At 64.7% G+C, this 23,072-nt stretch carries 17 protein-coding genes and 1 tRNA gene; 13 read left to right on the forward strand and 5 right to left on the reverse strand.

Features of this window, described 5'->3' with window-relative positions; all coding sequences use genetic code 11:
* The first annotated feature begins 177 nt into the window (after nt 1–177).
* The 4 genes from AP234_RS11330 to AP234_RS36140 all read left to right on the forward strand — a co-directional run bounded on the left by AP234_RS11330 (nt 178) and on the right by AP234_RS36140 (nt 11,240).
* The gene (locus tag AP234_RS11330) at nt 178–9,156 is read left to right on the forward strand and encodes a DNRLRE domain-containing protein (RefSeq protein WP_160330415.1); all 8,979 of its coding nucleotides are present in this window, start codon (nt 178–180) and stop codon (nt 9,154–9,156) included.
* Between the two features lie 49 nt (nt 9,157–9,205).
* On the forward strand, nt 9,206–9,691 hold the full coding sequence (locus tag AP234_RS36130) for a hypothetical protein (protein ID WP_152990361.1): 486 nt from the start codon (nt 9,206–9,208) through the stop codon (nt 9,689–9,691).
* A 323-nt stretch (nt 9,692–10,014) separates the two neighbouring features.
* Nucleotides 10,015–10,554, forward strand: coding sequence for a hypothetical protein (locus tag AP234_RS36135; protein ID WP_152990362.1), 540 nt, complete (start codon nt 10,015–10,017; stop codon nt 10,552–10,554).
* Nucleotides 10,555–10,742: 188 nt separating this feature from the next.
* Entirely contained in the window at nt 10,743–11,240 is a 498-nt protein-coding gene (locus AP234_RS36140) for a hypothetical protein (RefSeq protein ID WP_152990363.1), read from the forward strand.
* 447 nt (nt 11,241–11,687) lie between these two features.
* Here the strand turns inward: AP234_RS36140 and AP234_RS11335 are convergent, their stop codons facing one another.
* Entirely contained in the window at nt 11,688–12,380 is a 693-nt protein-coding gene (locus tag AP234_RS11335) for a Uma2 family endonuclease (protein WP_431998433.1), read from the reverse strand.
* A 76-nt stretch (nt 12,381–12,456) separates the two neighbouring features.
* On the opposite strand from AP234_RS11335, the gene AP234_RS11340 reads away from it, so the two are divergent.
* The 3 genes from AP234_RS11340 to AP234_RS11350 all read left to right on the forward strand — a co-directional run bounded on the left by AP234_RS11340 (nt 12,457) and on the right by AP234_RS11350 (nt 14,594).
* A complete protein-coding gene (locus tag AP234_RS11340) occupies nt 12,457–13,494 on the forward strand; it encodes a DNA topoisomerase IB (protein WP_200926419.1) in 1,038 nt (345 codons plus the stop codon).
* 129 nt (nt 13,495–13,623) lie between these two features.
* Nucleotides 13,624–13,869: a BON domain-containing protein gene (locus AP234_RS11345; protein ID WP_055479544.1), complete on the forward strand. Its 246-nt coding sequence runs from the start codon at nt 13,624–13,626 to the stop codon at nt 13,867–13,869.
* A complete protein-coding gene (locus tag AP234_RS11350; protein ID WP_200926427.1) occupies nt 13,866–14,594 on the forward strand; it encodes a metallophosphoesterase in 729 nt (242 codons plus the stop codon). The genes AP234_RS11345 and AP234_RS11350 overlap by 4 nt, the downstream gene beginning before the upstream one ends.
* Before the next feature lie 482 nt (nt 14,595–15,076).
* Here the strand turns inward: AP234_RS11350 and AP234_RS37650 are convergent, their stop codons facing one another.
* From AP234_RS37650 to AP234_RS11365, 3 genes are read right to left on the reverse strand one after another with little or no spacing between them, the layout of a single operon-like run.
* The gene (locus AP234_RS37650; RefSeq protein WP_162842196.1) at nt 15,077–15,226 is read right to left on the reverse strand and encodes a GPGG-motif small membrane protein; all 150 of its coding nucleotides are present in this window, start codon (nt 15,224–15,226) and stop codon (nt 15,077–15,079) included.
* A gap of 50 nt (nt 15,227–15,276) precedes the next feature.
* Nucleotides 15,277–15,813 (reverse strand): DUF6328 family protein, encoded by a 537-nt coding sequence (locus tag AP234_RS11360; RefSeq protein WP_055479546.1) that lies wholly within the window; start codon nt 15,811–15,813, stop codon nt 15,277–15,279.
* Entirely contained in the window at nt 15,806–16,309 is a 504-nt protein-coding gene (locus AP234_RS11365; protein ID WP_055479547.1) for a DUF1360 domain-containing protein, read from the reverse strand. Before AP234_RS11365 ends, AP234_RS11360 begins: the two co-directional genes overlap by 8 nt.
* A gap of 55 nt (nt 16,310–16,364) precedes the next feature.
* On the opposite strand from AP234_RS11365, the gene AP234_RS11370 reads away from it, so the two are divergent.
* The gene (locus tag AP234_RS11370) at nt 16,365–16,964 is read left to right on the forward strand and encodes a nucleotidyltransferase family protein (RefSeq protein ID WP_055479548.1); all 600 of its coding nucleotides are present in this window, start codon (nt 16,365–16,367) and stop codon (nt 16,962–16,964) included.
* Nucleotides 16,965–17,138: 174 nt separating this feature from the next.
* Here the strand turns inward: AP234_RS11370 and AP234_RS11375 are convergent, their stop codons facing one another.
* Nucleotides 17,139–17,510 (reverse strand): hypothetical protein, encoded by a 372-nt coding sequence (locus tag AP234_RS11375; RefSeq protein WP_055479549.1) that lies wholly within the window; start codon nt 17,508–17,510, stop codon nt 17,139–17,141.
* Between the two features lie 187 nt (nt 17,511–17,697).
* On the opposite strand from AP234_RS11375, the gene AP234_RS11380 reads away from it, so the two are divergent.
* The 5 genes from AP234_RS11380 (at nt 17,698) to AP234_RS11400 (ending at nt 23,047) form a co-directional block, all read left to right on the forward strand.
* A tRNA-Lys gene (locus AP234_RS11380) sits at nt 17,698–17,771 on the forward strand.
* 892 nt (nt 17,772–18,663) lie between these two features.
* Complete coding sequence (locus AP234_RS11385) at nt 18,664–19,599, forward strand: glycosyltransferase family A protein (RefSeq protein WP_055479550.1); 936 nt, start codon at nt 18,664–18,666, stop codon at nt 19,597–19,599.
* Nucleotides 19,596–20,756, forward strand: a complete 1,161-nt coding sequence (locus AP234_RS11390; protein WP_055479551.1) for an MFS transporter — start codon at nt 19,596–19,598, stop codon at nt 20,754–20,756. The genes AP234_RS11385 and AP234_RS11390 overlap by 4 nt, the downstream gene beginning before the upstream one ends.
* 477 nt (nt 20,757–21,233) lie before the next feature.
* Nucleotides 21,234–22,274 carry a sedoheptulose 7-phosphate cyclase gene (locus AP234_RS11395; RefSeq protein WP_235558113.1) on the forward strand — a complete coding sequence of 347 codons (1,041 nt, stop codon included), beginning with the start codon at nt 21,234–21,236 and terminating at the stop codon, nt 22,272–22,274.
* Nucleotides 22,271–23,047 carry an SDR family oxidoreductase gene (locus tag AP234_RS11400; protein WP_063842860.1) on the forward strand — a complete coding sequence of 259 codons (777 nt, stop codon included), beginning with the start codon at nt 22,271–22,273 and terminating at the stop codon, nt 23,045–23,047. Before AP234_RS11395 ends, AP234_RS11400 begins: the two co-directional genes overlap by 4 nt.
* The last annotated feature ends 25 nt before the right edge of the window (nt 23,048–23,072 follow it).

Here is a 23,072-nt window from a genome sequence, read left to right on the forward strand (position 1 = left end):
GATTTGTGTAAAACCGTTCCAGTCATGCCTTTGTCAACCTTTAGGCCTTGCCGGAGCGGCGCGCGAGCGTTGTCAGGGTGGGGTTTTTGTTCTAGAGGTGGCAAAATGCGGTGGAATGGCTTCTTGTCGGGTGTGCGTGGTCCGGGTCGGTGGTTGACGCGGTTCGGAGCGGTTGCCGTGATCGCCGTTCTGCCGGGGTTCTTGCAGCTTCCGGCATTTTCCATCACTGCGGAGCAGAGCCGTACGACGCTTTATTTGGCCGGCTCGACGGTGGGTTCCGTGGACAAGCCCCCGGTGCAGCAGTCGGGTTCTGCCGAAGGGCTGCCGCACCTTGTGGATTCCGCCGCCACGCAGGCCGACGCGAGTGGCTCGGCCTCGAAGAAGGCCAAGCGCCCCAAGGGAAGCCTGCCTGTTGAGAAGCGGCACAAGACCTCTGACGAGCCGGCCAAGGGTGGTCTCAAGTCGCCTCCGCCGTTACCGGCGGAGTTGAAGCCATCGTCCGAGGGCGACCCGGATGTGAAGGACGCCGAGCCGGAGAAGGACGCGAAGGCTGCTGATGACGGCAAGAGCGCCGAGACGGCGCCGATGTCTTCGGAGGTTGCGGACGCGCTGGCCACCGCGCGGCGTACGGGTTCCCCTGTCGTCGTAGATAGTGAGACGACAGAGAGTTCTATCACCTACGCCAACGGCGATGGCACGCTGACGACCGAGGTGACCGGGGGCATTGCCCGAGTCAAACAGGATGGGAAGTGGGTTCCGGTCGACACCTCGCTGGTGGAGATCGGCGGGGTGCTCCGGGCGAAGGCGGCCAAGGCCGATGTGGAGTTCTCCCTCGGTGGTTCGGCCGATCCGTTCGTCAAGCTCACCAAGGGCAAGGGCAAATCACTGGCGTTGCGGTGGCCGACTCCACTGCCGAAACCGGTGATCGAGGGCAACACCGCGACGTACGTCGACGCGGCGGGCAAGGGCGCCGATCTGGTCGTCACCATGCTGCCGGACGGGTTCTCCGAGGATGTGGTGTTGCGGGAGCGTCCGGACTCACCGGTCGAGATCAAGATGGAGATCGACGCGGAAGGCCTGACGGTGGCCGAGACCTCGTCCGGTGGGCTGTCGGTGACCTCCGATGACGGTAAGGTCGTCGCCTCCGCTCCCGAGCCCGTCATGTACGACGCGGCCGTATCGGACTTCGCCGCGCCGTTACCTCTGGCATCCTCGTCTCCTTCCGCCGCCGCTCGTGCGCCGTCTGGCCGGGACCAGGCCGCCCGGGAACGTCACCGTTCGGCCGGGAAAATCGACACGCGGGTGGTGACGGAGAAGGGCCGCCAGACACTTGTGCTCAGGCCTGACGCTGAGTTCCTGAAGGCTCCGGACACGGTTTATCCGGTGAAGGTCGATCCGTCGGTGACGTTGACGCCGAGTACGGATACGTATGTCATCAGCAGTTCGCCGTCGTCCTCGTTCAGTGGTTCGTCGTTGCTGTATGTCTCCAACGCCGGCTTCGGTGAGGAGGCCAGGTCGTTCATAGACTTCAACACTCCTTCGTTGACCGGTGCGACGGTGACGAGCGCGACGCTCAGCCTCACCCATGACTACGACTCCAGTTTCAAGGTCATCGATGCGACGATCAGCCGGGTGACCTCTCCGTGGGGGTACGGAACGACGTGGAGGAACCAGCCTACTTACACCAGCGCCGGGTCGGTCTACGCGAATGGCGGCGATCGGGTCAACGTGAACGTGAAGGCGATCGCTCAGGCGTGGGCATCCGGATCGCCCAATTACGGGTTCGCGCTCACCGACTGTTTCTCCTGCCTGATTTATTCGTCTGAGTCGTCCAAGGGCGTTCCGCCGAAACTGACGGTGACGTATACGGCGAACAGCGCGCCGGCGGTGCCGGCTCCTGCGGTGTCGCCGACGGTGACGGGTGAGACCGGCGGGGTGGTCACGTCGCTGACGCCGGTGCTGTCGGCGGTGTTGTCGGATCCCGATGGCGGGTCGCTGTCGGGGGAGTTCCAGGTGCAGGTCGGCAGCACGGTGGTGTGGAGCGGCACGGCCAGCGGGGTGAGCTCGGGCGGGAAGGCGACCGTGGCCGTCCCGTCGGGCAAGCTGTCGGACGGGCAGATGATCCAGTATCGGGCGCGTGCGTATGACGGGTCGGCCTACTCGGCGTGGTCGGGATGGCAGACGGCTCAGGTGACCTCGATGGACCTGGCGACGGTGATGTTCCAGCAGTTCACGCCGGTCGACAACACCCAGGTGGGGTCGCTCACGCCGGCGTTGTCGGCGTACGCGCAGGTGCCCGGGGAGGCGGCGACGTCGTACTGGTATCAGGTCTGCGCGGGGCCGAAGGACAACTGGACGTGGTGTGAGTCGTCCACCTGGGTCAAGGGCGCCTGGATGGTCCCGTCGGGCAAGCTGCAGTGGGGCAAGACGTATTGGTGGTATGCCCAGGCCGCGACCAGTGCGGCGACGGCGACGTCGTCGTGGCGGAGCTTCACCACGGTGCCGGAGCAGGCGTCGATCAACGCTCAGTTGGCGGCGGGGACCAACGGGCGGGACTTCGACCATGTCACCGGGAACTTCACCCGCACCGAGACCGATCTCGTCGTCGCGACGGTGGGGCCGCCGCTGTCGGTGATCCGTACCTATAACAGCCTGGATCCGCGGACGGACGGGGCGTTCGGCGCGGGCTGGACCACGCGGTGGGACACCCGGCTGGAGGACGAGCCGCTGACCTCGACGGTGTTGATCACTTATCCGGATGGGCGGCAGTGGCGGTTCGCGGCCAAGGGGGACGGCACGTATGCCTCTCCGGCCGGGACGTACGCCACGCTGGCCAGTCAGCCGGGGGGCACCTGGCGGCTGATGGACAAGGCGTCCACCTCCTACTGGTTCGACTCGGCCGGGCGGCTGGTGAAGGTCACCGACAGCCAGGGCCGTACGCAGACGCTGCAGTATGGCTCGGACGGGAAGCTGGCCAAGGCGACGGCGACGGGTGGGAGATCGCTGACGTTCACCTGGAGCGGAAGCCACGTGACCAGCGTGATCAGCGATCCGGTGGACGGCACGCCCGTCATCTGGACCTACACGTATGACGGCGACTATCTCGTCAAGGTGTGCCCACCCGCCTCCGGCACCGCATGCACGCGGTACGACTACAGTGACGACTCCCGCTATCGCAGCACGGTGCTGGACACCAAGCCGGTCGGCTACTGGCGGCTGAACGAGACCGGCACCGGGCTCGGCAGCGTGGTCTCCAACTTCGTCGGCTCGATCAGCGGGATCGGCGACGGCAAGATCGCCGGGGGTGCCGCCGACGCGACCGGCGGGGTGACCTCGCCGCTGGACGGGGCGTCGGAGACGGCGATGACGTTCAAGGGGACGGCCAATTCGGCGTACGTCTCCCTGCCGGCCAGCGTGGTCAGCGGCCGAGGCAGCGACGTGACGATCGAGGCATGGTTCAAGACCACCGCCTCGGGCACGATCATCGGCTACCAGAACTCGGCGGCCAACGCGCCCAGCGCGTACACTCCGGCGATCTATGTGGGAACCGACGGCAAGCTGCGCGGCCAGTTCTGGACCGGGACGGCCGCCCCGATCGCCTCCAACAGCACCGTGAACGACGGGAACTGGCATCACGTGGCGCTGTCGGGAGCCAAGAACACCCAGACCCTCTACCTCGACGGCCAGGCCGTCGGGTCGATCGCCAAGGCGATCACCAACCTGGGCCAGTGGGACGCCCGCATCGGTTACGGATTCGGCTCCTCCAGTTGGCCCGGGACGGTGAGCTCGAGCGGGCCGTTCCCGTTCAATGGGTCGATCGACGAGGTCGCGATCTACGGCAAACCGCTGCGCCTGGAGCAGATCGCCACCCATCACCGGACCAAGCAGGTCCGCCGTCAGCTCACCAAGGTCACCCTGCCGTCGGGGCGGGTCGCCGCGGCCAACACCTACGCCGCCGACGGCGGCCGCCTGCTGACCAACACCGACGACGACGGCGGCCAGTGGAAGCTGTCGGCGCCGGCGTACACCAAGGACTCGGCGGGCACGTCGCTGGCGAACGTCACGGTCACCGACCCGCACAACGGGACGCTGAAGTTCGTCAACGACACCTCCCGGGACGACCGCATCGTGTCCTGGACCGATCAGCTCGCCAAGAAGACCACCTACGACTACGACACCGGCGGCTTCAAGGTGAAGGTCACCGACCGCAACGGCAACGTGCGGGAGTACGCCAACGACGTGCGTGGAAACCTGCTCGCCATGACCGTGTGCAAGGCGGCCGGGTCGTGCGCCAGCGAGCACTACACCTATCACCTGGACATCGACAACCTGTTCGATGCCCGGAACGACCAGGTGGTCGAGTTCCGTGACGCGAGGTCGTCGGACGAGACCGACGACACCTACCTCACCACGATCGAGTACGACCAGTACGGCAACAAGGTCAAGCAGACCGGTCCGGCGACCACCGACTTCCCCTCGGGGAGGTCGGCGAGCTGGACCTACACCGTCGGCACCGAGCCGGCCGTGGGCGGCGGCACGACCCCGGCCGGGCTGCTGAAGACCCAGACCGACCGCAAGGGCAACCAGACCACGCTCGCCTACACCTCCGCCGGTGACCTCGCCAAGGTGACTCAGCCGTCGGGGATGGTGCTGGACGTCGCCCACGACGCCCTCGGCCGGGTGGCGGCCAGCACGAAGGTGTCGGACGCCGTTCCGGCAGGTGTGACCACGACGTTCGGCTACGACCAGGTGGGGCGGCTGATCCGCACCACCGAGGCCGGTGTCAAGAACGAGGTCACCGACGTGACCCACACCCGCGAGAAGCGGACGACCTACGACGCCGACGGAAACCCGCTCACCGAGGTCTCCGCCGACCTCACCGGCGGCGACCCCGACAGGAAGGTCACCTTCACCTACGACACCTATGGCCGGGTGGAGACGGTCACCGATCCCGAGGGCGGGGTCAAGCGGTACGCCTACGACCACAAGGGCCGCAAGACCAGCTTCACCGACGAGCGCGGAACCGTGTATGCCTACGGCTACACGAACCGTGACGAACTGGCCACCATTACCCTGATGGGGTGGACCGGTAGCCCGGTCGATCCCCAGCCCGCCCGTAACGTGGTCATCGAGTCCAACGCCTACGACCCCGGCGGCCGGCTCGCCTCGAAGACCGACGCGATGGGCCGGACCACGGCCTACACCTACTACGGCGACGAGCGGCTGGCCAAGGTGATCGCCAAGGGGGCCAAGCTCAACGGGTCGTCCACCGGCAGGGACGTGGTCGTCGAGGACAACACCTACGACCCGGTCGGCAACCTGATCAAGCAGGTAACCGGCGGCGGCGCCACCCGTGTCGACGCCGTCTACGACGCGGCCGGCCGTCTCACCGCCAAGACGCTCGACCCGCAGCATCTGGCCCGCACGACCTCCTACGGCTACGACGCCAACGACAACATCACCAAGATCAGCCGGACCGCTGATGGGACGGATCGGGCCGAGGTCACCGAGATCGCCTACAACGATCTCGACAAGCCCATCCGCCAGACGGTCAACAATGACGGGCAGGACCTTGTCACGAGCTTCGCGGTCGACGATCGTGGTCTGGTGGCCGGCATCACCGATCCTCGTGGGAACCTCTCCGGTGCCGATCCCGCCGACTTCACCACCACGATCCGCTACGACCTGGCGGGCCGGGCCGTGGAGGCCATCCAGCCGGCCGTGATGGTGGAGCGGGGCGGCGGCGCACCGGCCAGGACCCAGCCCATCACCCGGATGGGCTACAACACCGCGGGCGAGCTCACCCACACGGTGGACCCCGAGGGCCGCACCTCGGTGGCCACCTACGACCTGGCGGGGCGGCCGACCTCGCAGGCCAAGCCCGCCTACACCCCACCCGGGGGAGCGGCGGTCACGCCGATCACCCGGTTCGCTTATGACGCGGCCGGCCAGCAGATCAGCGTCACCGACGAGCGCGGGAAGATCACCACGGCGGTCTACGACGGGCTCGGACGCCGTGTCCAGGTCACCGACCCCAAGGTGGGCGATGCCGACCCCGGCCGGTGGACCTACGCCTACGACCTGGCGGGCGAACTGCTGTCGGCGACCGACCCGACCGGGGCGCGTACTGAGAGCACCTACGACGACCTCGGACGTGCGATCACCCAGACGACCATCGAGCGACGGCCGAGCGCCGCGGCGTACGTGACCCGGCTGGAGTATGACGACGCCGGTCGTCTCACCAAGCAGACCCGTCCGGCGGGCGACGTGATCTCCCGCACCTACGACGCCTCCGGCGCTGTGATGTCAGAGACCGACGCGCTCGGAAACGCCGGCACCTTCGACTACGACCTCGCGGGCCGCGTGACCAAGGTGACGAATCCCGATGGGACGAGCACGGCCGCCGAGTACGACCTGGCGGGACGCAAGGTCGCCGTCAAGGAACTCGATGACAATGGTGACGTGCTGCGCACCCAGGTGCTCGGTTACGACGCGGCCGGGAACCCGACCAGCACGACCACGGCCGAAGGCCACACGCTCCGGCAGGCCTACGATGCGGGCAACCGCCTGGTGGAGGTGAAGGAGCCGGTCTCGGCGGAGGAGACCGTCACGACCAGCTTCGGCTACGACGCGGCCGGTGCGCGTACCCGATCAACTGACGGGCGCGGCAACGCCACCGTCACGACCTACAACGCCCTAGGCCTGGTCGAATCAATGGTCGAGCCGTCCACGGCCGCGCACCCGAACGCATCCGACCGGACCTGGACCACGATCTACGACGCCGCCGGCAACCCGGTCGCGGACGTCGCGCCAGGCGGCGTACAGGTCAACCGCACCTTCGACGAGTTGAACCGGGTCACCACGATGACCGGCAGCGGCGCCGAGGCGGCCACCGCCGACAAGACCTTCGCCTACGACCTGGCCGGGCATCTGACCAGCGCCGGCGATCTGACCTTCACCTACAACGACCGGGGTAATCTGCTGAAGGTGACCGGGCCGGGCGGTGACATCAGCGCCTACGCCTACGACGCCAACGGTCGGCTGACCCAGCGGCAGGACACCACCGGCACCGCCTCCTTCACCTGGGACGGCGACGACCGCCTCACCCAGGCCACCGACCCGGTGACCGGAACCACGATCAGCTACGGCTACGACAGCGCCTCCCGCCTGACCAGCATGGGATACGGCACCGGCGGCGCGAGCCGCAGCTTCTCCTACGACCCGCTCAGCCGCCTGGTCAAGGACGAGCTGAAGTCGTCCTCGGACGGGCAGATCAGCCAGATCAGCTACGGCTACGACCTGGACGACAACATGGTCTCCAAGACCACCGCCGGAACCGCTGGCGCAGGCTCGAACGCCTACACCTACGACCAGGCCGGCCGCCTCACCTCCTGGACGGCACCCGACGGGCAGAAGACCGACTACGGCTGGGACGCCGCCGGCAACCGCACCCGCGCAGGAGACAAGACCTACACCTACGACGAACGCAACCGCCTCACCTCCGGCGACGGAAGCACCTACACCTACACCCCACGCGGCACCCTCGCCGAAAAGAGCACCGACGGCCGCGTCACGATCAGCAAGTTCGACGCCTTCGACCGGCTCATCCAAGATGGCGCCGTGCAGTACGGCTACGACGCCTCGGACCGTATGACCAGCCGCGTCAAGGGCACCGACACCGAACGCTTTACCTACGACGGTTTAACCAACAACCTGATCGCCGTGGCCGACGGCAGCAACACCACCAAGGTCGCCTATGGACGCGACGCGCTGGGCAACACCCTCAGCCTCTCCGGCGCCGGTGGCGCCCACCTGGCCCTGACCGACCTGCACGGCGACCTCATCGGCACCTTCACCGCCACCGGCACAGCCCTGGCCGACTCCACCGCCTACACCCCCTTCGGCGAGGTCATCACCCAAACCGGCACCACCCACGACCTCGGCTACCAGGGCGAATGGACCGACCCCGACACCGGCAACGTCAACATGCACGCCCGCTGGTACCAACCCGGCACCGCCACCTTCGCCTCCCGCGACAGCTGGAATCTGGAACCGGTGCCTTCCGTCCAGCTCAACCGGTACGCCTACGCCAACGCCTCACCGCTCATGGGCATCGACCCCACAGGTCACCAGCAGGTCGAAGTCTGCCTCGCCGGCACAATCTGCGGTGGCGGATACATCTGCGGCAGCAACGGCTCATGCCACCAAACCGACACCGCCGCACGCTGGTGGAGCGAATACACGAGTTCCATTGACTACAGGATGAGCCAGCCGCAATTCTCGGATGAACGGGCCCGGGAACTAGGTGTGACATCGACCGGCAGACCTGCTCCGAAGGGCTTCTGGGAGGCGACGGAAGGACAACGAGAGACCTACATACGGGTCTACGAAGTGAACACGTACATGAGCGACGCGCAGCTCCAGCGCATGTGGGAAGACATCAAAAAAACCCTGATCGAGCAGGGGGATGATGTCAACACGATTGTCCTCGCCGCGCAGGCCTACAAGGAGGGACCCAAGCGACAGCCCTGCACCAGGGAGGGCTGCCCATATCCGTATCTTCAGAAGTATATTGAACTCTTGCAGTACAAGAAGGAAATAGCCGCTGCCGCCAAGAAGCACAAAGTTGATCGCGCAGCATTAACGGCAGTTCTCATCTATGAGGGTCTTTGGCTGGAGCCGAAGGGGGGTAAGCCTGGAGATGCTATAGCGTGGCTGTCCGGATATGGTGACGGAATTTCTTTAGGTATAGCGCAGATGGAGATATACAAGGCGCGAGCCATGCTGAACAGGTATTATAGTGGGCGTGGCGACAGGATGACCAATAAGGAGATTGCCACTCTCCTGAACCATAATGCGGGAATGGCTATCGAATTGGCTGCCGCATATATGCGCTATCTGAAAGAGAGCATCGTTATCGATACGCCAGGTGGGTCGCGACACATTAATGACTGGGAAGCCGCTCTCGCCTACTGTGGGTGTACGGGGGTTACCTGGAGCCGGTCGAAGGGGCGTTTCGTGTGGGGTGGCTTCGTGAAATGGATCGAAGGTGGAAGCGCTCCGCAAGCGGAGGCGGAGAAACGCCGGGACTACATCTTCGGCTGGGTAAGGACCGCAGCATATGAATATTGGAAATGTGCGGACGCTAACTGCTAGATTTAGAGGAGGTTGGTGTCGGTAAATGTCCCGCATTAGAGTCCATAGGGTGAAGTGGGAAATCCATCCCATTAGGTCGACTGTGGTTCTTCTCTTTGTGCTTCTGCTTCTCCCAGGTTGCCGCTCGGAACTTTTCCCCAAGACGCTACGCGTCGGCCCTGGGATCGTTCAGGAAGTGCGCAGTATTGGGAAGGTGCTGTTAGAAAAAACGGATGAGGACACCTGGGATGGCATCACCACGGTCACGGAGATTTTGGTGATCGACGTCGGAAGCTTGAGAGCTAGAGAAGCACTCGAGAAAGCAGGCAATTTATTGCGTGAGCGCGGATGGGTGATATCCGCTCAGCGACTCCCTGATTGGGTGCAGATGGAATCGGGCGAGTGGGAAAATGTGCTGTTATCGATTGAAGGATTGGAATTTTATGATTCGACCGAGGGGTTGGGGCCGAAGGAAAGAAAGGCGGTGAATGATCCTGGGGGCCAGGTGATGTCGGAAGGTGTTGTGATCCTGAAGTTGTCTCGCACTAACGAATAAGATCTGTCAGTGGCGCAGCGGTGGCGCTAACGGGGTTTCACCCCCGGCCCGACGAGCCATGTGTGGCGGTTGAGGTAGGCGAAAGAGGGCTACGGTCGGAGCACGTGCGTCAACTCGGCGATCGGCGCTCGTCGAGGGCGTCGAGTGGATCCACACCGTCGTCGCCGAACGCGCACCCCGGGCCGAGCTGTGCCTGGACGCGTTCCATGTCGTGCAGGTGCGCCGTGAGGTGCTGTGTTTTCGAGAGGGAGGAAGTGACCCTCCGCCGGGCTGTCGCAGCAGCCCGGTGAAGCTGGCGGCAGCCGTGCGATGTGATGTCGCACGTGGTGACTGATCTGTTCTGGACGGGGCACACTCCGCTGTCGCCGGTCCAGGCCACGCGGTGGAGTTGGGTGGTCGCCTACGCCCAGTTGCATCTGGCCCGCGTACTGGCCATCGATCATCGCCTGCCGTGGGAGAAGCCCGGCCAGGGCGATCTACTCAGCCCGGGACGAGTCCGTCGGGTATTTCGGCGAGTTACCGCCGGTCTGCCCAGCCCGGCTAGATCACCGAAACCCGCCACGCCGGGGCCGGGCCGCCCCAAGGGAGGCAAGAACCGCACGACCCGACCCCGCTACCCGGTGATCAAAAAGGGCAGACCAGACAACACTGGACATCGCAAGGGCAAGGTCCACGCGCCCACACCAAAGCTGAGACCAGCCAGCCTTAAATCGTCAGTGGAAGTGCTCTCTTCGCAGAATGCGAAACGCTACTATGGTGAAATCGTGCTCAAAAAGCGAATCGGCGAAACGGTGCTGATAGCTGCAGTAAGGAGTGATCCGGGGGTGTCAGAGAAGAAGGTTGAGGTAAGTGTGGGCGATTGAGGGCTCGCCGTACCGACCTGTTTACGCAGGTGAGGGGATTTTGGAGATGAGCCGTCGGACGGCGGTGGTCCTCGCGGCCGAGTCGGTGGAATGCGTGATCGACGACATGCGGAGTGGCGGAAATGTGCCGGCACGGGCAGTACTTGATCGAGTTCGCATTCAGTGAGCCTAATGAGAGTTAGGAGTCCGTGCTGATTCGGCGTTCCAGAAAACACTATCTTCTGATCCCGGTTGTGCTACTCGCGGTTCTGGTAGTCGGCTGCATTGCCATCATAAATCACTACTATTCTCCGGTGCTGGTCGATGACGGAGTACGAAAAGAGCTCACCTATGACGGGAAGATCCGCACTTTTGTAGAGGAGCTTTCTAATACCGGGGATCCTCTATTTGAGTACGAGTATGTGGTGCTAGATCGTGGGGCAGAGAGTGCGGAAGCCGCAATCCGGGGTCAGGTTGCTCGGATGCAGAGGTCTGGCTGGCGTCTGGACAGCGACGGCCCGGAACTATGGTATTTGAGTTCAGATAGACACCAAACCGTCGCCTATGTCAGATCCCTCACCCGATTTCTTGCAGAATGGCGATCTGATTACGGGATATACCCTGAACAGCGAGCCGCAAATAAGATTTATGAGGCTGTAGGCGACTCGGCGTCCTTGATCGTCATAACCTTGCGGCATTTCGGCTAACCGGGTAAGCCACGCGCCGAGGTTCCTGCTGGGCAGGTCCTTTTGCGCGTGGCTCCCCTCCGAACGCCGCGGGCCAGTTTCCCGGCACGAGGATCTCCAGTTGATCTACGCCGCGTTCACGGTCGGATGCCCGTCGTGGATGGTTTGGTGACAGGGCTAGCAGATCACAAGGGTCTTGCGTCGCATCCGTGCCCTCAGTGCCGTCCACGCAGGCAAGTGGGGCCGCATATGAATACTGGCGCTGCGTAGAGGTGGCGTGCTATTAAGATGCCGGGCTCAGGGCAAAGGATGTGTGATCGAAGATGCCACTGAAGGTAACCATCCGTGCGAGGACCGAAACGCGATTCTCTCGAGATCGCTTACGCTGCTTATGCGTATGTGCCTGACGCCCTAACTTGAGAAAGTTATTCCCCTGGGAGGGGTGCAGGCGGATGCACCGGATTTGAGTTAGAGGGCGTCGATTTCGGTGAGGTCGATGTCGATCTTGAAGGGGAGGGAGAGCTTGAGCCGGTCGTGGTGGATGCCGGTGAGGGCGTACGCCTTCGTGGCGGGGTCGAGTTCGTACACGTAGACGGTGGGGCGGCCCGAGTTGTTCTCCACCCGCCAGAAGTTTGGGATGTCCGCCTCGGCGTAGAGCTGTGGCTTGCGCTTGCGGTCGCGCTCCTCGGAGTCCGGTGACACCACCTCCACGACCAGCAGTACGTCCTCTGCTTCATAGGAGGTCTGGTCTGGTCCCCGCTCGGCCTGAGCTCGGATGACGCTCACATCGGGCTCTGGGCGCTGTCGGAGACCGAGGATGACGCTCATGTCGCGCCGCACCCGGAGATCTCTGGGGATCTGCCGGTGAAGCCCTTCGGTCAGGAGACTGACGGTTCTCATGTGGATGCAGGTCTGGGGGCTTCGGAACACCAGGCTTCCATCGATCAATTCCGTGTGCGTGGGCGCATCGGGAATGCGATCGAGGTCCGCTGCGATGAACCCTTCCGGGGGCGGAAACACCCAGTCGGGTAGCCGCGAGGAGTCACCATCCGATTTCACATCGTCGTCATCGGTCACGAGCCCTGACGGTAGCAATGCGGGGGCGTCTGTCAGGGACGATTCTCCGCACCGAGTGTGGCCACGACATCCTTTACCGCCCACGCGGACGGGGAGTTTGCGGTGAGATGCGGCGGGTAACCCGTACTGACGTGTTTATGCAGGTACGGGGATCCCGGAGATGAGCCGTCGGACGGCGGCGGCGGTTCTGACGGCTGAGCCGGTGGAGCTGCGGCCGAGTGATCCGAACGAGCCCGGGATCAGACGGCGCCGCCGCGGCCGGGGGTTCAGCTACACCTGGCCGACGGGCCGTGCCGTACGGGACCGTGCCGCGTTGCGCCGGATCAGGGCGCTGGCGATCCCGCCGGCGTGGACCGACGTGTGGATCTGCGCCACGCCCGACGGACACCTGCAGGCGGTGGGCACCGACTCGGCCGGGCGCCGTCAGTACCGATATCACGACCTGTGGCGGGTGCAGCAGGACCGGGCCAAGTTCGATCACGTCCTGGAGGTGGCCGAGCGGCTGCCGCGGTTCCGCGAGCGGATCGCCGAGGACCTGCGGGGCGAGGGGCTGACCCGCGAGCGGGTGCTCGCGACCGCGGCCCGCATGCTCGACATCGGTTTCTTCCGGGTCGGCGGCGAGGAGTACACCGACTCCTACGGCCTGGCCACCCTGCGGGCCGCCCATATTCGATGCGGCAACGGAAAGGTCGTCTGCCGCTATCCCGCCAAGGGGCGTAAGGAACGCGAGCAGGTGCTGACCGACGCCGACGTCTGTGCCGTCCTCGGTGAGCTGACCAGGCGGAACCGGGGAGAACTGCTGCGCTACCGCGTCGACGGCGGCGGCTGGGCGGACGTGCGCAGCGCCGACATCAACGCCTATCTGAAGGAGGCGTTCGGCACCGAGGTCTCCGCCAAGGACTTCCGCACCTGGCACGCGACCGTGCTGGCGGCGGTCGGGCTGGCCGTCTCCCGTCCCGCCCGCAGTACGGCCGGGCGCAAGCGGGCGGTGGCCCGGGTCATGCGGGAGGTCTCCGAATACCTCGGCAACACCCCGGCGGTCGCCCGCGCATCGTACGTGGATCCCCGGCTGATCGAGCTCTACGAGAGAGGCAGGACGATCACGCTGCTCGGCCTCGGCGAGGACACCGACCGGGGGAGCCCGGCCACCCATGGCCCGGTCGAGCAGGCCGTCATCGCACTCCTGCGGGGTTGCTGACCTTCCGTACGGACTTCGTCGACGTTTCACCGGGAAAGCGGCGGGCAGCGGTAGTCGTACGGGACCCTCCCGTATGGGTGGGGGAGGCCGGTCGTCAACTGGACACCGGGGGGAGACCAGGGGGACACCATGGAGACTCCGCACTACGTCGCGGCCCGCGTGCAGCGGGTGCTCGCGGAGGACGACAGGACCAGCGAGCTGGGTATTCGGGTGGACGTACGGGGTGAGCATGTCTATCTCCGCGGGCAGGTGCCCTCGGAGGAACGGCGGCGCACGATCGAGACGGTCGCCCGTGAGGCGACCCCCGGCCTGCGGGTGCACAACGAGATCACGCTCGTCGAGGTGAGAGAACCGGGGGAGGAGGAGCACTTGTGACGGATCTGCGGATCGCCGCCGTCGCCGACATCCATCTTGGGGCGGACCTGAGCGGTCAGTACCGCAAGCGGCTCGACGACATCGAGAGCCGCGCCGACGTGCTGCTGGTGGGGGGCGACCTGACCAGGCACGGCACGGTCGCCGAGGGACGGGTCGTCGCCGACGAGTTGCGCGGCCTGCCCATCCCCGTCATCGCCGTGCTCGGCAATCACGACTACCATTCGGACGCCGATCGGAAGATCATCCAGGTCCTGCGGGACGCCGGGATCATCGTCCTCGACGACGGCGGCATGACGATCACCATCAACGGCGTACGGCTTGGCGTGGCCGGCGGCAAGGGCTTCGGCGGCGGCTTCGCCGGCAAGTGCGCCAGCGAGTTCGGCGAGCCGGAGACCAAGGCCTTCGTCCGCCATACCCGGGAGATAGCCGACCGATGGCGTCGTGCGCTGAAAGACCTGGACGCCGACCGTACGATCGTGCTGAGCCACTACTCGCCAGTCAAGGAGACCCTCATGGGCGAGCCGCCGGAGATCTACCCCTTCCTCGGCAGTTATCTGCTGGCGGAGGCGGCCGACGCGGTGGGCGCCGACCTGTTCGTCCACGGCCATGCCCACGCGGGCATGGAGCAGGGTGTGACCCCCGGCGGGATCCGCGTACGAAACGTGGCGCTCCCGGTCATCAAGCACGCCTACGCCGTCTACTGCCTGGACGGCGAAGGCGAGTAGGCCGGCGCCCCTTCCCTGACGCGGGTGCGGCTCGACGCGGACGCTTCAACGACGTGGTGTGGCTCTTCAACGACGTGGTGTGGCTCTTCAACGACGTGGTGTGGCTCTTCAACGAATGAGTGCGGCCTGCGACGCGACGTGGGCGCGGCCCGAATCCAGCGGCTTGGTTCCGGCTGGATTCGGGCCGCACCCGTGGGCAAAAGCCACACACTGATCCCGTGATCTTGCAGTTTCTCGCAACACACCCCCCTGGCCTGCGTGAACCGACTCCGTGGTCTTGCAGTTTCTCGCAGAAAGGTCGCCTGACCTGCTTGTATGTGGTGGTTGATCTTGCAGTCGTGAGTGCAAGATCACGGATGGTGTTTCTGCTGCTTAATGGATGGGTCTGCGAGAAACTGCAAGATCATGAACGCGAAACCCCTGCTCACGGTCCGATGTGCGAGTATTCGCAAGATCACGGGCCGGGGTGTGGCGGGGACCCGCTAGGGATTGAAGATACTGACGCCGCCGGGGCCGACGAGGAAACCGAGGACGATGAGTACGATCCCCCACAGGATGTCCCGGCGGGCCAGGATGACGTAGATCCCGGAGATGACGAGTACGACGGCGATGATCCAAAGTAACGTAGCCATAAGCGTGAACTGCCCTGACAACTCGCCGCATAACATCACGAGCCCCTGCCTTAGGTGCTCTCAGCGGGCGGCGGGTCGGCTCCCTCCGGCGGGGGCGGGACGTCGCCTTCCGCGCCGATGATCCCGCGGGAACGGAGGGGCTGGACGAACCAGAGCCAGCCGCTCAGCCCGGCCACCGCCGCGGCCACGATCGTGCCCGGCAAGCCGCCCGTCAGCGCCTCGACGACCAGCCCGGTGGAGAAGGTCATTGCGACGGCGAGGGCGATGCCGCCGATCACGCCAAGCCGGTTGGCGCGGCGCAGCATGAGCTCCTTGCGCCCCGACCTGAACAGGATGCGGTGCTGGGTGGCCGGGGCGATGAAGCAGATGGAGGCGGTGGCCGCCGCGATCACCGCGACGTAGAACATCCACCGGGCGGCCTGATCGACCTTCTCGAATCCGGCGGAGAACGGCAGGGTCAGGAGGAAGGCGAACAGCACCTGGACGCCGGTTGAGGCGACCCGGAGACCCTGCAGCAACTCGCCCAGCTCGCGGTCGACGCGTTCTTTCGGGTTCTCCCCGCGGGGTGGCTCGACAAGGTCACCCATTCGCGGCTTTCATGAGGCGGCTGTAGGCGAGCTGCAGCCAGTCGGAGGCGGCCACGGCAGCCATCGTCGCGCCCGCCATGCGGGTCACCCGGGGGGCGAACACCAAGCCGGCCGCATATCCGGTGGCCACCCACTGGGACAGGCAGAACGGACAGGTGAGCAGCTCGCCGAGGGCATGGCGAAGTCCCGATCCGCGGACTCCCTCCTTCAGCTCGGAGGGGCCGGAGACGCCTTCGTACTTGGTGAACGGCGCCCGGATCGGACTGGTCACGGTGTCCTTGGCGAGGGTCCGGGAGAGCCGGTGGGTGAACAGGCCCATCAGCGCGATGTCCATCACGCCGATCTTCTCCGGAGCGTGGCGGCCGCAGAGCCTGGCCGCGGCCAGCAGCACGGAGACGGCACCGCCGTACGCTGCGAGGACGCGCGTGTACGACGCGAGCGGGCGCTCCGCCTCGCCCTCGTAGGCATGCTGAATGTCCTTCAGGGTCTCGGTCATGAACGCGCCCTACCCGGGATTGTTTGCGGCGAACATCTGGGGGCAAGCGACGTAAGTGGGTAGTCACAGTCATGCGGTCACCGACGCCATCCTGGAAACGCTGAAGCGTGCCGGCGCCGGTCTCAAGGAGGCCGGGGTCCGGTTCGCCCTGGCCGGAGGCTGTGCCGGGTACGCGCGAGGCGCCGCGCCGTCGCTTCACGACGTCGACTTCGCGCTCGTGGAGGAGGACGTCCCGCTCGCACTCAAGACACTCGACGGTCTGGGCTTCCGGACCGCGAAACCGCCGGAGGACTGGCTGGTCAAGGCGTACGACGAGGAGGGCGTGCTCGTCGACATGATCTTCTCGATCGCCGAGCGGCCGGTGACCGAGGAACTGATCGCGCGGGCCCAGCCGATCACCACGGCGGCGATCAGCCTGCCCGTGCTCGAGGCCACCGACCTGGTGGTCTCCTGGATCCTGCCGCTGTCGGAGCACACCTGCGACTACGGATCGCTGCTGCCGATGGTCCGCGCCATGCGGGAGCAGGTCGACTGGGACCGGGTCGCCGCCATCGTGGCGCCGTCGCCGTACGCGTCGACCTTCGTCACGCTGCTCGAACGGCTGCGCATCATCGCGCCGGCCTCGCCGGGTGGGCCGCCGGTCCACTGGCCTTGACCGGTTCACAACGGGCGGATAACGGGCGGGTGGGCAGCGAACAGGGCCGTGCCGTACGGCACGGCCCTTGGCGTCGTCGTCCGCGTTCGCGTCTGGGGATCTGTGGTGGCGGGCCCTGACGGTCCGTCCGGTGGTGGTACGGCCCGGGCCGGCGGTCTCGTCCGACTTCGGCGGCTACATGCCCATGCCTCCCGGGCTCTGGAAACGCCCGTAGTAGTCCGCGACACGCTCCCGGTAGCCCGCCTCCCGGTAAGCGGCGGAGTCGAACTCCGGTGCGTTCTTGATCTCCTGCTTGGTGCGGCCGACGAAGACCTTGCGCTCGCGCATGTCGATCTGGGTCACCACGCTGGCCGGCAGCATGACCTTCTTACCGAAGATCCAGGGGCCGGTGTCCACCACGATGAAACTCTGACCGGCCTCGTTGCTGGATTCGTCAACGGAGCCGATCTTGCCGTCCGTGGCCTCCACGGCGTACCCGGCGATGTCGAGCCCCTGTCCGCTTTCCTGTTGAATGCTGGCGGGATAAGACCAAAGGTCCGGTGTCATGATCTATCTCCCTTCGTCATCGGAATCCGTACCCTGGGCGACAGGGGGCAACATCCAGGACACGTAAGGGTCAGGACAGGCTCTGATTGCCTTCCGCAGGCCCGCTCACGGCGCCTCACGGGCGGTGCCGTACGGTCCCGCGTCCCTGGCGCGAAGCACCTCGAAGTACCGCTACCCTTGAGGGGACGCGCCGCTAGCTCAGTTGGTCAGAGCAGCTGACTCTTAATCAGCGGGTCCGGGGTTCGAGTCCCTGGCGGCGCACTCGAGGAGAGCCCAGGTCGGCACGTCCGGCCTGGGCTTTCTCTATTGGCTTGCGACTTACCCGCAATCCGACGACCAAGGTGATCAGGCCGGTGCCCGAGGGTGTGGCGCCCGCCGTACGAGACGGTGCCCTTCTGGGCCATCGGTATTTCCTGTGGGGCCGGTGGATCGCCGAACGCACACACCTACTCACATCCCTCCTGATTTCGGCCCCGGCTCGATGGGTCCGAACTTCGCGATGGACCAGGTCATCATATTTCGGCACGGTTTGGGGATCGGCCGTTCGCGACCCAATTCGGTAGCTCGTCGCGGCCATTTGGCTACTCGTGAAATCGGTAAGTAAGCCTTTCGATATCTCATGATCTGAGATGCCGTTGACGCATACTATGGGACTCGGGTAAAAATCTGGGAGCGCTCCCATTATTGATTTCACTCGTAAGGACCTACTTGGCCGTTACCATCTCGACATACCGTCTCACGCTGCCCGGTCATCGAAACAACCCTGCAGCGTAGGATAGAAGTTTCGGCTGGCGCCGCGTTCGCTGCTGGTGCGTGCTCAACTCTGAGTACGGCTCGAATAACGTATTGTCCGGGCATCCTTCAGGTAGAACATCGCGCTGTCGCCGGAGTGCTTCCCGAGATTCCGATTGAATTCGGTCTCTGCAAGCCGCTGGCCCAGGTGAACGGTCGAGTTCGCTGAGATCGACTGAAGCCCGGTTCTGCCGCCATAAGATCATCGCATTCTGGGCGCCGATAGGCGTTCCCGCCTGATGCGGAGATCCCGTCAGGACTCCCTCAGAAGCCGTGTGGTAACGCCCAGAAGTATGCATCGTCAGACGAAAATTCACCGTGCGTCGGCGCTGCGGACAATCCGTCCCTTTAGGAGTGAAAGATGCTCGACCATCATCCGCCGACTTTTGTCATGCCCTTCTACGGCACGAGTCGGCGCGATATCGCCTTCCTCGACCACGCGCTCGCCGGCCTATGCGCGCAGACGGACGGCGATTGGCATCTCGTGATCGTCGACGATGCCTCGCCGGATGAGGAGAGTCTGCGCCACCTGCGTGCTCTGGAGCAGTCAGGTGACCGCCGGGTGACCGTACTGTTCCAGCCTGTGAATCGCGGTCAGGGGCACGGCCGCAACATCGGCACCCGGTGGGCTGTAGAGCGGGGCGCTTCTTTTGTGCTGTTCCATGACGCCGACGATGTGTCACACCCGCGCCGGCTCGAACAGGCACGTGCGATCTTCGCTGATTCTCCGGAGGTGGATTTTGTCTACTCAACTTTCATCCCCATTGATGAGAACGGTGACGAGGTGCCCGAGGAGGAGTTGACACCCTCCATCCGGGAAATTCTGGATATCCATCGAAGCTCCCCTGTAGAGGGACCGATGGCCTGGATCCGGATCGCGACCGAAACGGGTTACGCGACACAGACTTCGACTGTGGCCGTGCGCTCGTCGCTGGCGGCCGCTCAGCCGTTCCCCGACGAGCGCGGCTCCGAGGACTCCTACACCTGGCTGTGCATGTCGGCAGCGGGTACGGGCTTCCGTTTCGTGTCCTCTACGCCGACCCGCTACCGGGTGACACGGGACGGGTCGGGATCGTCGGACCGCCGCCGACTGGGTCAGGACGGCTACTACCGGCAGATGGTCCGCATGAACGCACGGGGATTCCAGGACGCCGTGGACATCGCGCTCTCCCTCGGGAAAATCACGCCGAACATGGTGCCGGAAATCTCCCAACGATTTCACCGGCGACTGGCCGATTCCATGCGCAAAGAAGGGCAGATCGCCTTGGCCGACTCCCTGATGGCAGTTGACGCATGACCTGGGTGACAACCGTGGACCGGTCAACGACCAGGGCCAGGATCAGCCTCACTCTCGTTTTCTTCCTGCACGCGACCGTATTCGCGTCCTGGACTCCCCATATCGGTGATCTGAGACGGCGGCTTGGCATCAGCGAGGCCGAACTCGGCGTTGCTCTAATGGGGGAGCCCCTTGGCTCGTTCGCCCTTATGCTCCTCGCCGGAGCGATCATCGTGCGGCTGGGCAGCGGGCGGGTGCTGAGGTGGAGTCTCCGGGCGTTCGCGGTGACCACGGTCATGATCGGTCTGAGCGGTTCGCTCCTCAGTCTTTTCCTGCTTCTGGCCCTCTGGGGAGGGGTCCTCGGAACGCTGAACATCGCCATGAACACTCAGGCGGTGACGGTTGAGAAGAAGCACAGGCAACCGATCATGTCGAGCTTCCATGCCGCTTGGAGTCTGGGCGCCTTCGCGGGATCGGCACTCGGATCGCTGGGGAACTCCACCTCTCTTCCGCTCGTACTCCAGCTCGCCATCACGGCGATACTGGCCCTCGCCGTCATCGAGTCCGTCAACCGCTGGTTCCTGCCGCAAGCGGATGAGGAAGCACCCACCGCGCCGCGCTTCGCACGGCCCACGAGGCCGCTGCTGGTGCTCTCCCTGATCGCCATCTGCGGGTTGTTCAGCGAGGGCGCCGCGGTGGCCTGGAGTTCGGTCTATTTCCGGGATGTACTGGCAGTCGGACCAGGGCTGGTCGGTCTGGGCTATGGCGCGTACTCGCTCAGCATGTTCATCGGAAGGGTGGTCGGCGACCGGATCGTGCGCTTCTTCGGTCCGGTCGTCACGATAAGGACCCTCACCGGTCTCGCCTGTGGCGGATTCACCATGGCCCTGCTCTCTCGCGATCTTGTGGTCGCCACTCTGGGCTTCGCCCTGTTGGGACTGGGGTTGGCCTGTGTGATGCCTCTGGTGATCAGGGCGGCCGGAGCCCTTTCAGACGTCTCCACGCCGGCAGCCGTGGCGGCGGTATCCACCAGTGGCTGGTTCGGTGTGGTCCTCGGCCCCCCGTTGATCGGTATTGTCGCCAGCGCCCTGAGCCTGACCACGGCCCTGGCCCTTGTGGTGGTGTTGACCGGCGTCGTCTTCTCGCTGGCTCCCGCGGTTCGATCGGCCCACCGATGATGAGGAACGAACTATCACATGACAGGCCGGTGCCAGAAGCGGGCCAAGTGACCGTCCGCCGGCCGCACGGGCTGCGTGAGCTCTGCCGAGGCGAGGTTTCCGCGACCGCCCAGGAAACAGCCGCGAATAGGCGTGCCCGCGGCCTGTGAAGAAGAATACCTACTCCCGCAGAGTTCGAAGGCAGTCGGCTCCTCGGATCAAGAAGCACAATGGTTCTTCCCGGTCAGGTCGCGCGAAGGCCGCCGTAATGGTAGGTGGCTGTGTCGATCGATGTCATGCCCCTCCGGTGTATGTGCTGAAAGGAATACGGTGAATCTGTCTCCTCTTAGTCAGAGATGGAGTGTCCGAACACAACTATCCGTCGAATATGAGATAGTCGAGACCTACGGACTGCTCGATCCAGACAATCCTGAATTGCTCGCCGTCCCCGAGGGCGGCCGAAGCACCGCCACCCGACTCGTCATCTTGGATCACTCCGTGGATGATCTGTACGGGACTCGGATCCGTGCGTATTTTGATCGGAATGCGGCTCAGGTGGATTACCTGACGCTACCCGGCTCTGAGGAGAACAAGACCATTGAGCGCGTACTGGAAGTGGCCAGAAGACTCAACGACATCGGGACGAACCGCCTGAGTACTCCCCCCATCGTCATCGGAGGAGGTGTGGTGGCCGACGTCGTGGGATTGGCCGCCAGTTTGTACAGGCGTGGCATTCCGTTCGTTCGCGTTCCCACGACCCTGCTTGCCCAGGTGGACGTCAGCGTGGCCGCCAAAACCGGCGTCAACTACGACGGCTACCGTAACCGGCTGGGCACGTACAGTCCCCCTCCGCGCACGTTGATCGACCGTAGTTTCCTCGCCACGGTTTCCGCCAGGCAACTACGTAACGGGATGGGCGAGATCTTCAAGATGGCGCTTATCAAGGACCTGCGCCTGTTCGAACTTCTTGAGGAACATGGTAAAGCGCTTATCGAGGCACGTTTCCAGGATTCGACCTTGGGAGCGGGCGGCGTGAGCGGGGCCGTCGCCGACGAGGTCATCGCCCGTGCGATCGTCGGCATGGCTGAGGAACTTGAGACGAACCTGTGGGAGAAGAAGCTGCAGCGGCCCGTCGACTATGGCCATTCCTTTTCACCCCTGATAGAGATGCGCGCCCTACCGGAATTGCTGCACGGTGAGGCGGTGACCATGGACTGCGTGTTCTCCGCCCTGATCGCGGCGAACCGAGGCATGATCAGCGGCGCCGATCTCGATCGCATCATCACCGTTGCGCGGAAGATGGGACTGGCGCCGTCGCATCCCCTGTTCTGCGATGTCGATCTGGTGATGGAAGGATTGACGGACACGGTACGGCACCGCGACGGTCGGCAGAACCTGCCTATGCTGACGGCGATCGGCGAGGTGTGTTTCCTCAACGACGTGACCGAACTGGAAATCGAGCAGGCGTGCAAAGGCATGGCGAGCCTGTTGAATTCCCGGGACAGCCGTCTCTCGCCGTACTCGGAGGACGGACGATGACTCCTGCTACCGATCGTTCTCCCCTTCGTGACGGCTCGGTAGTTCTCGTCACGGGTGGAAGTGCCGGCATCGGACGCGCGTCGGCCGTCGCCTTTGCGGAAGCCGGGATGCGGGTGGTGATCGCCGCCCGTGATCGGGAACGGGGCGGCGAGGTCGCTCAGGAAATCCGGGAGCGGGGCGGTACGGCCTCCTTCATCAGGTGCGATGTCACCAGCGCCGACGAGGTGAGCGCATTGTTCTCCCGGGCTCTCGACAGCTACGGTCGAATTGACTTCGCGTTCAATAATGCGGGTGTTCCGGGTGACGGTCTCCTCGCCGAACTGGCACCCGATGATTTCGATCGGACATTCGCGGTCAATACACGCGGGTTATGGCTGTGCCTGCGTGAGGAGCTTCGGTTGATGTCGGCTCAGGGATACGGGAACATCGTCAACAATACCTCGGTGCACGGCATTCGTGTGGTCTTTCCCGGAATCGGGGCCTACGTGGCCTCCAAGCATGCGGCCATCGCTCTTACCCGGGTCGCGGCCATGGAATACGCGGGTAAAGGAATACGCGTCAATGCGATAGCTCCGGGGCCTATCGAAAGCGACATGCTGGCCGCCTCGGAAGTGGCGATGGGCGGGGCCACCAAATGGCGTGGCCTGATCCCCACCGGCGAGATCGGTACCCCGCGTCAGGTGGCCGACGTAGTGCTCTGGCTTTTCTCGTCGGCCTCGTCCTATGTCAACGGCCAAGTCATCGGCGTCGATGGCGGTTTCCTCGCGACCTGATCGTCTCCCTCTCCCTTAGAACTAA

Origin of the sequence: Sphaerimonospora mesophila, from assembly GCF_001417795.1 — a bacterium.
In the GTDB taxonomy this organism is placed as follows: Bacteria; Actinomycetota; Actinomycetes; order Streptosporangiales; family Streptosporangiaceae; genus Sphaerimonospora; species Sphaerimonospora mesophila.

Bases quoted from the DNA above. Each gene is read 5' to 3' on its own strand.
- AP234_RS11340 (WP_200926419.1), top strand. From the start codon at position 12,457: ATGAGCCGTCGGACGGCGGCGGCGGTTCTGACGGCTGAGCCGGTGGAG.
- AP234_RS11345 (WP_055479544.1), top strand. From the start codon at position 13,624: ATGGAGACTCCGCACTACGTCGCGGCCCGCGTGCAGCGGGTGCTCGCG.
- AP234_RS37650 (WP_162842196.1), bottom strand. From the start codon at position 15,226: ATGGCTACGTTACTTTGGATCATCGCCGTCGTACTCGTCATCTCCGGG.
- AP234_RS11360 (WP_055479546.1), bottom strand. From the start codon at position 15,813: ATGGGTGACCTTGTCGAGCCACCCCGCGGGGAGAACCCGAAAGAACGC.
- AP234_RS11365 (WP_055479547.1), bottom strand. From the start codon at position 16,309: ATGACCGAGACCCTGAAGGACATTCAGCATGCCTACGAGGGCGAGGCG.
- AP234_RS11375 (WP_055479549.1), bottom strand. From the start codon at position 17,510: ATGACACCGGACCTTTGGTCTTATCCCGCCAGCATTCAACAGGAAAGC.
- AP234_RS11385 (WP_055479550.1), top strand. From the start codon at position 18,664: ATGCTCGACCATCATCCGCCGACTTTTGTCATGCCCTTCTACGGCACG.
- AP234_RS11390 (WP_055479551.1), top strand. From the start codon at position 19,596: ATGACCTGGGTGACAACCGTGGACCGGTCAACGACCAGGGCCAGGATC.
- AP234_RS11400 (WP_063842860.1), top strand. From the start codon at position 22,271: ATGACTCCTGCTACCGATCGTTCTCCCCTTCGTGACGGCTCGGTAGTT.